Raw genomic sequence first — 13,565 nt, forward strand, 5'->3', positions numbered from 1 at the left:
GTTGCTCACCGTGTTGTCACCTGGATGCAGACTGGATGCAGCCAAGATGCGACGATTGTCACGCGCCCCTGAAGCGCGTTGTGAGGACCGTGAACGGCGAGGAGTCGAGCGTGCCAGTGCAAGCCCACGCGGAGGAGTTTCGCAGTGCCGGGACCGGGGAGAACGCCGCCGTCGGCGTCCTGCTGAGTCACGGATTCACCGGCTCGCCGCGCTCGATGCGCCCGTTCGGCGAGCACCTGGCCGCCGCGGGGTACGGCGTGGCGGTGCCCCGGCTGCCCGGTCACGGGACCAGCTGGCAGGAGATGAACAAGACCTCCTGGCAGGAGTGGTACGCCGTCCTCGACAACGAGCTCGAGCGGCTCCGCAAGGAGCACGACCAGGTCTTCGTGGTCGGCCTGTCGATGGGCGGCTGTCTCACTCTGCGGCTGGCCGAGGAACACGGTACGGACATTTCCGGCGTGATCCTGATCAACCCGTCGGTGCAGACCGACGACAAGCGGCTGGCGCTGCTGCCGGTGCTGGCCCGGCTGCTGCCGTCGTTCCCCGGCATCTCGAACGACATCAAGAAACCCGGCGTCGAGGAGGGCGCATACGACCGGATGCCGCTGCGCGCGCTGCTCTCGCTGTCGCAGCTGTGGAAGGTCACCCGCGCGGATCTGGCGAAGATCACGCAGCCGGTGCTGTTGTTCCGCAGTACTGTCGATCATGTGGTGGAACCGAGCTCGGGGCGGACGATCCTGTCCTCGATCTCGTCCCGCGACGTGACCGAGACCCTGCTCGAGGACAGCTATCACGTGGCAACTCTGGACAACGACGCACCGCGGATCTTCGCGGACTCGGCGGCCTTCATCGGCCGCTTGAGCGGTCGAGACGATGCGTGACAACGGCCTGACCGCGACGTCGTACACGTCGCTCGGCGGCATCGACCCGCTGGTCGCCGAGCCGGTCCTGGACGCGCTCAAGGCGGCCGGGATCGCGGCGTACTGCGAGAACCAGAGCGACGCCCACGACGAGATCTTCGTCGACGCGGCGGCGGTGGACCGGGCCCGCCCGGTGATCGACCGCAGTACCGAGGACGCCGAGTGGAAGTCGCTGGTCGAACAGTTCAACAAGCCGTCCGCGCCCGGGCACGACGGCGGCGAGGACCCGGTGCCGCGGTGGCCGGCCAGCGAGGACGTCGACGAGAAGTACGAGCCGCTCATCGACGTACCGACCGGGCTGACTGTCCAGGAGGACGCGCCGGAGGAGGAACCGGCACCGAAGAAGGCCGACGATCCGCACGATCACTTCGTCCCGCCGGAGCCGCCGCGCGGCCCGCGGCTGGACTGGGTCAGCCGGCTCGCCTGGCTCGGCCTGCTCGGCGGCCCGCTGCTGCTGATCGCGGCCGCGGTCTTCGACTTCGGCACCGGGCGGATCACCACGCTCGCCGTGGTCGGCTTCATCGGCGGCTTCCTCACGCTGGTGCTGCGGATGAAGGACCGGCTGCCGCCCGGCGACGGTGGTGACGACGGGGCGGTCGTCTGAGCTAGCATGCGGATCGTCGGACAATCCGACGACATCGCGCTTGGAGGTACCCGTGCAGGTCACCGAGACCGTCGAGATCACCGGCCATCTGATGGACTCCGGGCTGCTGTCCCGCGTCCTCGACGACATCCGCGGGTACGGCGGCGAGTACACGCTGGACAAGTTCGACCTCGGCTACGACAAGGACGACCCGTCCACCGTCCGGATGACCGTCGGCGCGGAGGACGAGGAGTCGCTGCAGCGGCTGCTGATGCGGATCCAGACCAAGGGCGCGAACCTGGTCGACCCCGGCACGCCGGAGATCACCGAGGTGACGCAGGACGGCGTGTTCCCGGACGGGTTCTACTCGACCACGAACCTGCCGACCAGCGTCCGGCTCGGCGGCCACTGGGTCCCCGTACAGAACCCGGAAATGGACTGCGGGCTGCTCGTCGAGGGCGACACCGTGCGCACCATCCCGATGTCGGATGTCCGCGCCGGGATGCAGATCATCACCAGCGCGCAGGGCGTCCGGGTCACTCCCCCGATCGTGGTGAACACCGACGAGGGCTTCGGGTTCATGGAGTCCGACGTGTCCTCGGAGAAGCCGCAGCGGGTGCTCGTGAAGCAGGTCGCCGACGGCATGCGCGAGGCGAAGGCGAACGGGCAGAAGGTGCTGTGGGTCGGCGGCCCCGGCATCGTGCACACCGGCGCGGCCCCGGCGATGGTCGCGATCGTCGAAGCCGGGTACGTCGACGTACTGTTCGCCGGCAACGCGCTCGCGACGCACGACATCGAGTCCTCGCTGTACGGGACGTCGCTGGGCGTCGACCTGTCCCGCGGGCGCGGCGTCGAGCACGGGCACGAGCACCACATCCGCGCGATCAACACGATCCGCAAGGCCGGGTCGATCGCGGCGGCTGTCGAGCAGGGCGTGCTGACGTCCGGCGTGATGCACGCGCTGGTGCGCCACGGCAAGTCGTTCGTGCTGGTCGGGTCGGTGCGCGACGACGGGCCGCTGCCGGACGTGTACACCGACGTACTCGAGGGTCAGCGGGCGATGCGGGCCGAGCTGGACGGCGTCGGGTACTGCCTGATGGCGGCGACCATGCTGCACTCGGTTGCTACCGGCAACATTCTGCCGGCGTCGATCCCGCTGACCTGCGTGGACATCAACCCGGCGACCGTGACCAAGCTCGCCGACCGCGGTTCGTCCCAGGCCCGAGGGATCGTCACCGACGTCGGGCTGTTCATCGAGCACCTCGCACGGGAGCTGTCGCCGGAGTACGCGAACGGGAAGTAGCCCGCGACGAGTGGAAGATCACCCACCGTCACGCCGACCCGCATGTTTTGATGGCCGCATGACCGAACTCGTGCAGCTGGCGGTGGCCGACGGTGTGGCGACGATCACGTTGAACTCGCCGCACAACAAGAACGCGTTGTCGCAGGCGTTGACCGGTGAGCTGCTGGCCCACCTGGAGACGGCTGGTACGGACGACGCCGTACGGGTGATCGTGGTTCGGTCCGCGCTAGACGTGTTCTGCTCGGGGGCCGACCTGTCCGAGGCGACCACAGTCGGGATGGGCGTCGGCGCGCAGCGGATGGTCGACGTACAGCGCGCGATCGTCGCGAACCCGAAGCCGGTGGTGGCGCGGGTGGCCGGGCCGGTGCGCGCGGGCGGGATCGGGATCGTGGCGGCGGCCGACATCAGCGTGGCCGGGGAGAGCGCGACGTTCGCGCTGACCGAAGTACGGCTGGGGCTGGCGGCGGCGACGATCTCGCTGACGGTCCTCCCCCGGCTGACGGACCGCGCCGCGGCGTACACGTTCCTCACCGGCAACGGCTTCGACGCCCTCGAGGCCGCCCGCCTCGGCCTGCTCACGCTGACTGTCCCCGACCAAGACCTCGACGAGGCGCTCGCCACGGTCCTCACGTCGCTCCTGAAGGGCGCCCCCCAGGGCCTCCGCGAAACCAAGAAGCTCCTCAACCGCACCCTCCTCGCCGACATCGACACCCGCGGCAAGGACCTAGCCGAACTCTCCGCCTCCCTCTTCGGCTCCCCCGCCGCCCAGGAAGCCATGCTCGCCTTCCTCAACCGGAAGAAGAAGTAATTCGCTTGTCGCTCGCCGGAGCCGCCGCTGGACTGCAAGCATGCGGCCACTCTCCGGAGCCCAACTGACGCAGTTCCGCACCCAGGGGTACGTCGTCGTACCCGACGTGCTCACCGAGGCGCAGGTCGCCGCCGGTCGACGGGTTGTCGCGGCGATGCTCGACCGCAAACCGCCCGAAGGTGCCGGCGTTCATTTCCTGTGGCCGCAACTCGACGACACGCACCCGTTGCTGAGGCTGTACCGATCGGCGGGGATCGCCGACCTGGCCGCGCAGGTGCTGCGGCCGGATCTCGCGCTGCTGGAGCCGGACCAGGCCCAGGTCGCGATCACGATCCCGCCGTGGCCGCACCGACCAGGCGGGCCGCACGTGGACGGGCTTACTCCGTGTCTCGAGGACGGCACGCCGGGGACGTTCACCCTGCTCGCGGGGTTGTGGCTGACGTCGCACGAAGAGGTTGATCGCGGCAACCTCTACGTCTGGCCGGGGACCCATCTCGGCTTCGGGGCGTACCTCGCCGAGCGCGGCGCCGACGCGCTGACGCGGGTCGACGACATGAACCCAGGCCCCTACCCGGACATCCCGCTCGGCGACCCGGTCCAGGTGACCGGCACGGCGGGGAGTGTCCTGTTCGCGCACTATCTGCTCGCCCACAACATCGGCGGCCATTTCGGCGACGTACGCCGGGAGACCCTGTACTACCGCCTGCGGGCCGACGGTCACCGGGAGCGGTGGCGCGAGGTCGTCGCGCAGCCGCTGCTGGAGTTCAGGAGCTGAGATGCGGATCGCCAGGCCATCACAATTGCTGGTCGGCGGCGGCTTCCCGCGTGGACCGTGCGTGATGGTGCGATTGTGATGGCCTGGGGATTCGCTCCACCTCGATCAGGAGCGGTAGGTGGTCTGACGCCGCGGCCAAGTCCGCTTGGGGAACGGGGTGGAGGCGGCCCGTCAGCGGGGGTGTGAGTTGGGCGGTGTCGATGCGTTTGTGGGGGTTCGCGGAGCTGAACGTGAAGGCATCGCCCAGGTCGGTGAGGCCTTCGTCCGTGAGGCGTTTCCAGACCGGGCCGTCGGGTTCTTCGTTCAGGTCGCCGGTCAACAGGTACGGGGTGCCGAAGGAACGGCACAGTCGCAGGACCTGATCGAGTTCGTGGATGCGGCCGCGGGGGTGCAGGCCGAGGTGGCAGACGACTACCGCGAGGCGGGTCGGGCCGAGCTGCAGTACGCCGCCGACCGCGCCGCCCGGGAGTTGGGTGGCGATGAAGTTCAGCCGGCGGCGGACGAACGGGCGCCAGATCCGGCGGCCGCGGATCCCGTCGAGGTGGATGCCGTCGGCAACCAGGATCGCGTTCCGGGCGGACGCCGCGACGTACCGCAGGCCGAAGCCGGCGGCCATCGCCCGCCGCTTCCGCCGGGTGCCGAACCAGGTCGGCGCCTCCTGCACCAGCATCACGTCCGGCGCACACTCCCGCACCACCCGCGCGAGCGCCGCGCGGTCGTCACCCCACCGGTGCACGTTGTACGAGAGCACCCGCAGGTTCACGCGTCAGGGTCGCCGTTCGCGTCGGCGTGATGGAGGTCGGCGTCCGTGCGCATTCCGGTACGCCGGGCCGCGGACTTGCGGGCCGCCCGCTCCAGCCGGGTCGAGCGCGCCGCGGCCGTCTTCGCCGTCACGGCCGTGGTCTTCACCCGGACACGACGCAACCAGGTCGCCTCCTCGCGGGCCAGGTCGGCCGCGCCGACCATCCCCGCCTCCGGGCCCAGCACCGCGCGGACGATCCGCGCCTCGGGGCGGAATCCGCGGCCGGTCAGCGTCCGCTTGAACGCCTCCCGGGCCGGCGCCAGCAGCAGTTCGCCCGCGTCGGACACGCCGCCGCCGATCACGAAGGTCCCCGGGTCCAGCGCGGCGGCGAGGTTCGCGAGGCCGATGCCGAGCCAGCGGCCGACCTCCTCGAGCAGCTCGACCGCGACCGGGTCGCCGTCCTTGGCCAGCTCGGTCACCATCGGGCCGTTGATCTTCCGCGGGTCGCCGCCGGCCGCCCGGAGCAGGTTGTGCGCGACCGGCGAACCGGACAGCGCGAGCTCCCGCGCCTCCCGGGTGAGCGCGTTGCCGGACGCGTACTGCTCCCAGCAGCCGCGGTTCCCGCACTCGCAGCGGTGCCCGCCGGGCACGACCTGCATGTGCCCGAACTCGCCCGCGATGCCGAACTTGCCGCGCTGCAGGGCGCCGTCGTTCAGGATCGCGCCACCGATGCCGGTGCCGAGCGTGACGCAGACCAGATGGCTCTCGCCCTGACCGCCGCCGAACCGCCACTCCGACCACGCGGCCGCGTTGGCGTCGTTCTCGACCACGACCGGCAGCCCGAGCCGGCGCTCGACCGCGTCCTGCAGCGGTTCGTGCCGCCAGGCCAGGTGCGGCGCGAACAGCACCGACGACCGGGTCCCGTCGACGAACCCGGCGGCACCGATGCCGACGGCAATCACGTCGTGCCGGGACTCCAGGTCGTGGACGATGTCCGCGATCGCGTCCTCGGTCTCCTTCGGGTCCGTGGTCGGCGTGTCCCGGCGCAGCCGGGCGAGGATGTTGCCCTCCGGGTCGACCACCCCGGCGGCCACCTTGGTGCCGCCGATGTCGATGCCGATCGTCAGAGCTTGTGTCAGAGCCAAGGTTCGACCTTCCTCGCGACCCCCGCCGGACTGTCTCCAGTATCCGTCATCGGGTGGGAGCGGGCTGCCGGGCGAGGTCGGCGGCGCCGATCAGGCCGGCGTCGTTGCCCAGTTCGGCCAGGCCGAAGCTCGCGTGCGGGCGGTTCGACTTGGCCGGCAGGTTCTTCTCGAACGCCTGCTGCGCGGACTTCATCAGCAAGTCCTTCGCCGCGCTGACGCCGCCGCCGATCACGATCTGGCTCGGGTCGAACATCGTCGCCAGGCTGGCCAGCCCCTCCCCGAGCCAGCGGCCCAGGTCCTCGAGCAGCTCGACCGCGCACGGGTCGCCCTTCATCGCGGCCTCGGTGATCATCGGACCGGTCAGCTCCGCCGGGTCGGTGATCCCGCACACGCTCAGCATCTGCGCCGCGGCCAGCGACCCGGACTCCGCGCGGGCGCGGCCCTCGCGGACCAGCGCCGTACCGGAGGCGTACTGCTCCAGGCAGCCGCGGGCGCCGCAGCCGCAGCGGTGCCCACCGGGTACGACGCGCATGTGGCCGAGCTCGGCCGCGACCCCGTGGGCGCCGCGCAGCAGCCGGCCGTCGATCACCACGCCGCCGCCGATACCGGTACCGACCGTGATGCAGATCATGTGCTCGGCGTCCTTCGCGGCGCCGAACGCGAACTCGCCCCAGGCGGCCGCGTTCGCGTCGTTCTCGACCACGACCGGGACCTTCAGCTGCTTCTCGACCCGGGCGCCGAGCGGCTCGTCCCGCCAGGCCAGGTTCGGCGCGAACAGCACGGTCGAGCGGTCCGACGACACGAAGCCGGCGGCGCCGATCCCGACCGCCTCGACGTCGTGCGCGGCGATCAGTTCCGCGGCCGCGTCGCAGATCGCCGCCGCGATCGCGTCGGTGTCGTCGGCCGGGGTGTCGCGGTGCGTGCGGGCGATGATCGTGCCCTGCTCGTCCACCACGCCGGCCGCGATCTTCGTACCGCCGATGTCGATGCCGATCGTCAGTCCCATGGTTCGGGGTCCTCACTCACGTCGATCCGGTCCACCCGGGACCGGGTCGGTTCCTCCTCCGGTGGCGAGGTCCGCGACGCTGCGTCCTCCCGCGCCTGCCGGGCCGCGTCCGCGGCGGCCTCCAGCAGTGACCTCAGCGAGCCCAGGACGTGCGCGGCCGCGGTGGACAGCTGCTCGATCGTCTCGGGGCTGGTGTTCCGCACCCGGTGGATCAGCTGACACACCGGGCACCAGACACAGTCCGGCCCGAGCTTGTGCTCGTGTTTCTCGGCTTCCGCGGTTTCAGGCGGTGCGTCGGCCGCTGCGTTCTGCAGTACGGCGAACAGCTTCGCCGCCTCCTCCGCGACCGAGCCGACGGGTTCCTTCACCGGCCTTCCCCGATCGCCGCTTCCCGCCTCGCGAGCTGCTCGTGGTACTCCGCCGTCAGCCCCTGCGCGAGCTCCTGCGCAGACTCCAGCGGACCCGCACCGCTCGGCACGTCCGAGGGCACCGCCGGACGCGCGGACTCCTTCGGCGCGAACCGCACCTGCAGCCGTCCCTCGTCCAGCCGGGCACCCGCGACCACACCACGTGCCAGCGCGGCCGGCAGCGGCAGGACCCGGCGGTACGACCCGACGGTGATGATCAGCTCGTCCCCGTGCCGCGCCAGCTCCAGCTCGTCGGCGGATGCCAGCGGCAACGGCATCGTCAGCGTGTACGTGCGCCCGTCGGTGTCGATGTGCCGGTCCACCCACAGTGACGTGTCGTCGGTGGCCCGCGAGAACGGGTCGTCCCCGCCGTACATCTCGACCGCGAACGCCGCCAGTTCCTCGACGCCGACCGGTTCACAGACGCGGTACGGCGACTCCCAGATCGGCAGCGGCCGGAACGAGTCCGCGACCTCCTCGAGGATGCCCCGCTGGGCGGCGACCCACTGCCGGCGCCAGGTGTCCGCGCCGGCGGCCGGGAACACCCGGTTCGCGACGACGCCGTCCACCCGGTACCCGTACAGCGACAGCCTGGTCAGCGAACGGCGGGCCTCCGCGACGACGACCGCCTCCGGCGTCAGCACGAGCCGCACCGAGGCGTCCGGGCCGGCCAGCAGCGCGCGGATGTCGGCCAGGTCGCCCTGCAGCTTGCGCAACGCGTCGAACACGTTGTCGTCCGGCACCGGCAGGCTCGATCCGCGGCTCAGACTGCTCCCTCTGTTGATGAAGGGCCGGAACGTCCGCATCATCTTGCGCTCGGCGTTGAAGATCCGGTCGAGGTACCAGTTCAGCGCCTCGGGCAGCCCCAGCAGCCGCAACGTCTCCGCGGTCGGCGCGCAGTCGACGACGATCACGTCCCAGCGGCCGGACCGGACGTGGTCGCGCACCTCGAGCAGCGCGAGCACCTCCGCGGCGCCGGGCAGCACGGTCAGCTCCTCGGCCTCGATCGGGTCGACGCCGACCATGTGCAGCACCGAGCGCAGGTAGCTCTGGATCTCGCCCCAGGACCGCTCGAACTTGCGCTGCGCGTCGATCTGCTGGACGAACAGCAGGTCGTCGATCTCGGTCGGCTCCTGGCCGACCTCGGAGTCGAACGCGTCCGACAGCGAGTGCGCGGCGTCCGTGGACAGCACCAGCGTGCGCAGTCCGCGGAGCGCGGCGAGCGTCGCCGTACCGGCGGCGGAGGTCGTCTTGCCCACGCCGCCCTTACCTGTGTAGAGCAGTACCCGAGTCACTGGATCAGGACTCGACGCGCTTCTTGAGGCCCTTGAGGGCGGTGTCGATGATGACCTTCTCGGCCTTGCGCTTGAGCATCCCGATCATCGGGATCGCGACGTCGACCGCGAGCCGGTACGTCACCTCGGTGCCGGCCGCGCCGAGATCGCGCAGCACGTACGCCCCGTCCATCCCCTTGACCATCTTCGCCTCGACCAGCGTCCAGGTCACCTCGTTGCGGGACCAGACGTAGGCCAGCGTGTACTCGTCGGAGATCGCCCCCGCGTCGACCTTGAACCGGACCTTGTTCGGCCGGCCCGCCTCGTCGGTGGACAGCACCTCGGTCTCCCGCATCGAGTCGGCCCACTCCGGGTACGCCGCGAAGTCCGCGATCACCGCCATAATTTCCTTGGGGGTCGCGTTCACCTGGATGGTCGAGGTGGTCTGTTCCGCCATCGATTCACCTCTTACCTTTGCTGGGACGGGTGCTGCGAACGGCTGCCGGACCCCCCGATGGATCCGCGTCCTCCCCGGAGACTATCGCGGGATCGGATCCGGTACGGCGTTCGCCCGCCGCGCGGCCTTCCTCGACCTCGTCCTTGAACCGCCACAGCCGCTCCCGGTACGCCGCGACGTACCGCTCCTTGAGCCGCTCGGCGGCCCGCCCGCGGACCGGTTTCGCCGGGTCGACGCGCAGGTACCAGTGCACGACCACGCCGTCGCGGACGGCCTCCAGCCACCACTCCGCCGTACCGGTCAACGCACCCGTGACCGACCAGCGCACGCCCTCCCGGCCGCGGCGTTCGGAGGGGGTCAGGGTGAGGTCCGGCCACCATTCGCGCCAGAGGGTGTCCGAACCGAGCCGCTCGGCGACGTAGGCTGGATCAGCAACGACCAAGTCGTCGCAACTGATGTCGAGCTGTGGCATGGCTAGAACCTAGTTCCGTGGGTCACATAAACCTGGCTACTTACGGGTAGGTGACTGTAGCGTGCGCCGGAAGTCGACAATTCGTGACCGACTGAGGAGACGCGGATGCGTGAGTACACCGTTCCTGCTGTGACAGAACCGCCCACCGGGAGCCTGAGCGACCCGGTGTGGGCGAACGCGTCCTCTCATCCTGACACCGCGGTGTTCAGCCGCCGGACCGGGGCGACCTGGACCGACGTGACCGCGGCGGAGTTCGCGCAACAGGTGACCGGTGTGGCGAAGGGCCTGATGGCGGCCGGGGTGAAGCCCGGCGAGCGGGTCGCCCTGCTCAGCCCGACGCGGTACGAGTGGACCCTGGTCGACTACGCGATCTGGAGCATCGGCGCGGTCACGGTGCCGATCTACGAGACCTCCTCCCCCTCGCAGATCCAGTGGATCCTGACCGACTCCGAGGCGGTCGTCGCGATCGTCGAGAACGCCACCCACGGTGCGGTCGTCGACTCCGCGCGGGCCGAGGCGCCGGCGCTGCGGGAGGTCTGGCAGATCGAGGCCGGCGCCGTCGACCAGCTGACCGCGCTCGGCCAGGACGTCACCGACGCCGAGTTCGACAAGCGCCGTACGGCGGTCACACCGGCCGACCTCGCGACGCTGATCTACACCTCCGGTACGACGGGACGCCCGAAGGGCTGCAAGATCAGCCACTCGAACTTCCTGGACGAGCTCGGCCCCGCGGTGAAGATCCTCGACGGCCTGTTCGACACCACCGGCGCCAGCACGTTGCTGTTCCTGCCGCTGGCGCACGTGTTCGCGCGGATCATCCAGGTCGGCTGCGTGATGAAGCGGGTGAAGGTCGGGCACAGCGCCGACGTGAAGAACCTCGTGGAGGACCTCGGCGCGTTCAAGCCGACGTTCATCCTGAGCGTGCCGCGGGTGTTCGAGAAGGTGTTCAACTCGGCCGCGCAGAAGGCGCACGCGGACGGCAAGGGCAAGATCTTCGACGCCGCCGCCGAGACCGCGATCGCGTACTCGCAGGCGCAGGACAAGGGCGGCGCGGGCTTCGGGCTCAAGGCCAAGCACGTGCTGTTCGACAAGCTCGTCTACAGCAAGCTCCGTGCCGTGCTCGGCGGCCAGGTGCAGTACGCCGTGTCCGGCGGCGCCCCGCTCGGCGACCGGCTCGGGCACTTCTTCCGCGGGATCGGCGTACCGGTGCTGGAGGGGTACGGCCTGACCGAGACCACCGCGGCGGTGTCGGTGAACCTGCCCGACGACATCCGGATCGGTACGGTCGGCCGGCCGCTGCCGGGCGTGACTGTCGGGGTCGCGGAGGACGGCGAGCTGCTGTTCAAGGGCGGCCAGGTGATGCAGGGGTACTGGAAGAACGACGAGGCGACCGCGGCCGCGATCGACGCGGACGGCTGGTTCCACACCGGCGACCTGGGCGAGTTCGACGTCGACGGGTTCATCCGGATCACCGGCCGGAAGAAGGAGATCCTGGTGACGGCCGGCGGCAAGAACGTCGCACCGACCCTCCTCGAGGACCAGATCCGCCTGCACCCGCTGGTCTCCCAGTGCATGGTCGTCGGCGACGGCAAGCCGTTCATCGCCGCGCTGATCACGATCGACCCGGAAACGATCGTCCCGTGGGCCACCGAACGCGGCAAGCCCACCGACGTCGCGTCCCTCACCAAGGACCCCGACCTGATCGCCGAGATCCAGAAGGCGATCGACGACGCCAACGCGTCGGTCTCCCACGCCGAGGCGATCAAGAAGTTCTCCATCCTCCCGATCGACTGGACCCAGGAGTCCGGCGAACTCTCCCTCAAACTCTCCCTCCGCCGCCACATCGTCATGAAGAACCACACCGACGACGTCGAAGCCCTCTACGCCAAGTAGGTAGTACCCCTGGGATCAGCCGATCGGTTGATCCTGGGTCGAGCTTGTCGGGCGATGTGGGGGCGGGGCCTCGTCGGTCAGGCTCGGGGTATGACGATTGTTGAGGTGGGCGGCCTGCGGAAGGCGTACGGCGGGCGGGTGGTGGTGGACGATGTTTCGTTCGCCGTCGAGGAGGGTGAGATCTTCGGGATTCTCGGGCCGAACGGGGCCGGGAAGACGACCACTGTCGAGTGTGTGGAGGGGCTGCGGGTCCCGGATGCGGGGAGGGTTCGGATCGCGGGGCTGGATCCGGTGGCGGATCATGCGGCGGTGACGCAGGTGTTGGGGGCGCAGCTGCAGGAGAGTGAGTTGCAGGCGAAGCTCACTGTCCGCGAGGCGCTCGAGTTGTACGGCGCTCTGTATCCGGAGCCGGCCGACTGGCGGTCCTTGGTGGAGCGGCTCGGGCTGAGTGGGCAGGTGGACTCGCGGTTCGGGGTGCTCAGCGGCGGGCAGAAGCAGCGGTTGTTCATCGCGCTCGCGTTGATCGGCAACCCGCGGGTCGTCGTACTCGACGAGTTGACCACCGGCCTCGACCCGCGCGCCCGGCGGGACACCTGGGAGGTGGTTGAGGACATCCGCGCCCGCGGGGTCACCGTCCTCCTGGTCACGCACTTCATGGAGGAAGCGCAGCGGCTCTGTGACCGGATCGCGCTGATCGACAAGGGCCGGATCACCGCGCTCGACACCCCGCAGGGCCTGATCAGCAGTACGGCGGGATCCACGATCATCTCGTTCACACCGTCGGAAGCGCTGAGCGACGAGGATCTCGCCACGCTGCCCGCGCTCGCGTCCGTCGAGCAGAACGACGGCCGCCTCACCCTCACCGGCTCCGACGACACCGTGAACGCGCTGCTGTCCGTGCTCGCCCGGAAACGGATCACCGCCCACCAGCTGCGCGTCACCGACGCCACGCTCGACGACGCCTTCCTCGACCTGACAGGAGCCACCCGATGACCACCCTCGTGACCACCGCGGCCGTACGGCGTCCCTCGCCGTGGATCGCCGTACTGCGGGCCGAGGCGCGGCTGTACCTCCGCGAGTACGGCACCTTGTTCTGGGTGCTCGGGTTCCCGCCGTTGCTGCTGGTGATCCTCGGGTCGATCCCGAGCTTCCGGCGGGTCGACCACGGACTCGGCGTCCGGCTGATCGATCTCTACGTCCCGGTGCTGGTGATGGTCGGGCAGATCGTCGTCGGCCTGCAGGCGATGCCGCCGATCATCACCGGCTACCGCGAGCGCGGGATCCTGCGCCGGATGTCCACCACCCCCGTCCGGCCCTCCGCGCTGCTGTCGGCGCAGATGGGCCTGCACGGCGCGACCGGGCTGGTGTCGGCGCTGATCTGCCTGACGATCGGGCGGCTCGCGTTCCACGTCCAGCTGCCGCGTCAACTCGCCGGCTACCTGCTCGCGCTGCTGCTCACGGCCGCCGCCGCGCTCGGGCTCGGCGCCCTCGTGTCGGCGCGGGCCAAGACCGCACGCCTCGCCCAGGCCCTCGGTATGGCGGTGTTCTTCCCGAGCCTGTTCTCGGCCGGGCTCTGGCTGCCCGTGCAGTCGATGCCGCACGCGTTGCGGCAGATCGTCGTACTGCTGCCGTTCGGTGCCGCGTCGCGGGCACTCGACCAGGCCGCGGCCGGGCACTGGCCGGCGTGGTCGCACCTCGCGGTGCTGGCCGGCTGGACGGTCGTCGTGTCGGTGGTGGCGGCGCGCTGGTTCCGCTGGGAGTAGGTTCGTGCAGACTGGGC

Annotated in this window: 15 protein-coding genes; 8 read left to right on the forward strand and 7 right to left on the reverse strand. The window is 70.3% G+C overall.

The features are described from left to right. Positions 1-110: 110 nt before the first annotated feature. Genes ACQHIV_RS14765 through ACQHIV_RS14785 form a run of 5 tightly spaced genes read left to right on the forward strand, consistent with a single transcriptional unit; the run spans position 111 to position 4,389 of the window. Complete coding sequence (locus ACQHIV_RS14765) at positions 111-881, forward strand: alpha/beta hydrolase (protein ID WP_427894637.1); 771 nt, start codon at positions 111-113, stop codon at positions 879-881. Next, positions 874-1,524: a hypothetical protein gene (locus ACQHIV_RS14770; RefSeq protein ID WP_427894639.1), complete on the forward strand. Its 651-nt coding sequence runs from the start codon at positions 874-876 to the stop codon at positions 1,522-1,524. The genes ACQHIV_RS14765 and ACQHIV_RS14770 overlap by 8 nt, the downstream gene beginning before the upstream one ends. 52 nt (positions 1,525-1,576) lie before the next feature. Then, positions 1,577-2,806, forward strand: coding sequence for a TIGR00300 family protein (locus tag ACQHIV_RS14775; protein ID WP_427894641.1), 1,230 nt, complete (start codon positions 1,577-1,579; stop codon positions 2,804-2,806). Positions 2,807-2,864: 58 nt separating this feature from the next. Next, positions 2,865-3,614 carry an enoyl-CoA hydratase-related protein gene (locus tag ACQHIV_RS14780; protein ID WP_427894643.1) on the forward strand — a complete coding sequence of 250 codons (750 nt, stop codon included), beginning with the start codon at positions 2,865-2,867 and terminating at the stop codon, positions 3,612-3,614. 40 nt (positions 3,615-3,654) lie between these two features. Further along, a complete protein-coding gene (locus tag ACQHIV_RS14785) occupies positions 3,655-4,389 on the forward strand; it encodes a phytanoyl-CoA dioxygenase family protein (RefSeq protein ID WP_427894644.1) in 735 nt (244 codons plus the stop codon). 19 nt (positions 4,390-4,408) lie between these two features. Here the strand turns inward: ACQHIV_RS14785 and ACQHIV_RS14790 are convergent, their stop codons facing one another. Genes ACQHIV_RS14790 through ACQHIV_RS14820 form a run of 7 tightly spaced genes read right to left on the reverse strand, consistent with a single transcriptional unit; the run spans position 4,409 to position 9,892 of the window. Beyond that, positions 4,409-5,152: an endonuclease/exonuclease/phosphatase family protein gene (locus ACQHIV_RS14790; RefSeq protein ID WP_427894646.1), complete on the reverse strand. Its 744-nt coding sequence runs from the start codon at positions 5,150-5,152 to the stop codon at positions 4,409-4,411. After that, the gene (locus ACQHIV_RS14795) at positions 5,149-6,276 is read right to left on the reverse strand and encodes an ROK family glucokinase (protein WP_427894648.1); all 1,128 of its coding nucleotides are present in this window, start codon (positions 6,274-6,276) and stop codon (positions 5,149-5,151) included. The genes ACQHIV_RS14790 and ACQHIV_RS14795 overlap by 4 nt, the downstream gene beginning before the upstream one ends. A 46-nt stretch (positions 6,277-6,322) precedes the next feature. Next, the gene (locus ACQHIV_RS14800; RefSeq protein WP_427894650.1) at positions 6,323-7,282 is read right to left on the reverse strand and encodes an ROK family glucokinase; all 960 of its coding nucleotides are present in this window, start codon (positions 7,280-7,282) and stop codon (positions 6,323-6,325) included. Next, entirely contained in the window at positions 7,273-7,650 is a 378-nt protein-coding gene (locus ACQHIV_RS14805) for a hypothetical protein (RefSeq protein WP_427894652.1), read from the reverse strand. The genes ACQHIV_RS14800 and ACQHIV_RS14805 overlap by 10 nt, the downstream gene beginning before the upstream one ends. Beyond that, a complete protein-coding gene (locus ACQHIV_RS14810) occupies positions 7,647-8,984 on the reverse strand; it encodes an ArsA family ATPase (protein WP_427894654.1) in 1,338 nt (445 codons plus the stop codon). The genes ACQHIV_RS14805 and ACQHIV_RS14810 overlap by 4 nt, the downstream gene beginning before the upstream one ends. 4 nt (positions 8,985-8,988) lie before the next feature. Continuing rightward, on the reverse strand, positions 8,989-9,420 hold the full coding sequence (locus ACQHIV_RS14815) for an SRPBCC family protein (protein WP_427894656.1): 432 nt from the start codon (positions 9,418-9,420) through the stop codon (positions 8,989-8,991). 4 nt (positions 9,421-9,424) lie between these two features. Continuing rightward, on the reverse strand, positions 9,425-9,892 hold the full coding sequence (locus ACQHIV_RS14820; RefSeq protein WP_427894658.1) for a hypothetical protein: 468 nt from the start codon (positions 9,890-9,892) through the stop codon (positions 9,425-9,427). 105 nt (positions 9,893-9,997) lie between these two features. On the opposite strand from ACQHIV_RS14820, the gene ACQHIV_RS14825 reads away from it, so the two are divergent. The 3 genes from ACQHIV_RS14825 to ACQHIV_RS14835 all read left to right on the forward strand — a co-directional run bounded on the left by ACQHIV_RS14825 (position 9,998) and on the right by ACQHIV_RS14835 (position 13,548). After that, positions 9,998-11,785 (forward strand): AMP-dependent synthetase/ligase, encoded by a 1,788-nt coding sequence (locus ACQHIV_RS14825; RefSeq protein ID WP_427894660.1) that lies wholly within the window; start codon positions 9,998-10,000, stop codon positions 11,783-11,785. Between the two features lie 90 nt (positions 11,786-11,875). Next, entirely contained in the window at positions 11,876-12,778 is a 903-nt protein-coding gene (locus tag ACQHIV_RS14830) for an ABC transporter ATP-binding protein (protein ID WP_427894662.1), read from the forward strand. Then, on the forward strand, positions 12,775-13,548 hold the full coding sequence (locus ACQHIV_RS14835; RefSeq protein ID WP_427894664.1) for an ABC transporter permease: 774 nt from the start codon (positions 12,775-12,777) through the stop codon (positions 13,546-13,548). The genes ACQHIV_RS14830 and ACQHIV_RS14835 overlap by 4 nt, the downstream gene beginning before the upstream one ends. Positions 13,549-13,565: the final 17 nt, after the last annotated feature.

It is taken from the genome of Kribbella polygonati, assembly GCF_050320105.1.
Taxonomy (GTDB): domain Bacteria; phylum Actinomycetota; class Actinomycetes; order Propionibacteriales; family Kribbellaceae; genus Kribbella.

Bases quoted from the DNA above. Each gene is read 5' to 3' on its own strand.
- ACQHIV_RS14785 (WP_427894644.1), top strand. From the start codon at position 3,655: ATGCGGCCACTCTCCGGAGCCCAACTGACGCAGTTCCGCACCCAGGGG.
- ACQHIV_RS14835 (WP_427894664.1), top strand. From the start codon at position 12,775: ATGACCACCCTCGTGACCACCGCGGCCGTACGGCGTCCCTCGCCGTGG.
- ACQHIV_RS14820 (WP_427894658.1), bottom strand. From the start codon at position 9,892: ATGCCACAGCTCGACATCAGTTGCGACGACTTGGTCGTTGCTGATCCA.
- ACQHIV_RS14830 (WP_427894662.1), top strand. From the start codon at position 11,876: ATGACGATTGTTGAGGTGGGCGGCCTGCGGAAGGCGTACGGCGGGCGG.
- ACQHIV_RS14800 (WP_427894650.1), bottom strand. From the start codon at position 7,282: ATGGGACTGACGATCGGCATCGACATCGGCGGTACGAAGATCGCGGCC.
- ACQHIV_RS14825 (WP_427894660.1), top strand. From the start codon at position 9,998: ATGCGTGAGTACACCGTTCCTGCTGTGACAGAACCGCCCACCGGGAGC.
- ACQHIV_RS14780 (WP_427894643.1), top strand. From the start codon at position 2,865: ATGACCGAACTCGTGCAGCTGGCGGTGGCCGACGGTGTGGCGACGATC.
- ACQHIV_RS14770 (WP_427894639.1), top strand. From the start codon at position 874: ATGCGTGACAACGGCCTGACCGCGACGTCGTACACGTCGCTCGGCGGC.
- ACQHIV_RS14815 (WP_427894656.1), bottom strand. From the start codon at position 9,420: ATGGCGGAACAGACCACCTCGACCATCCAGGTGAACGCGACCCCCAAG.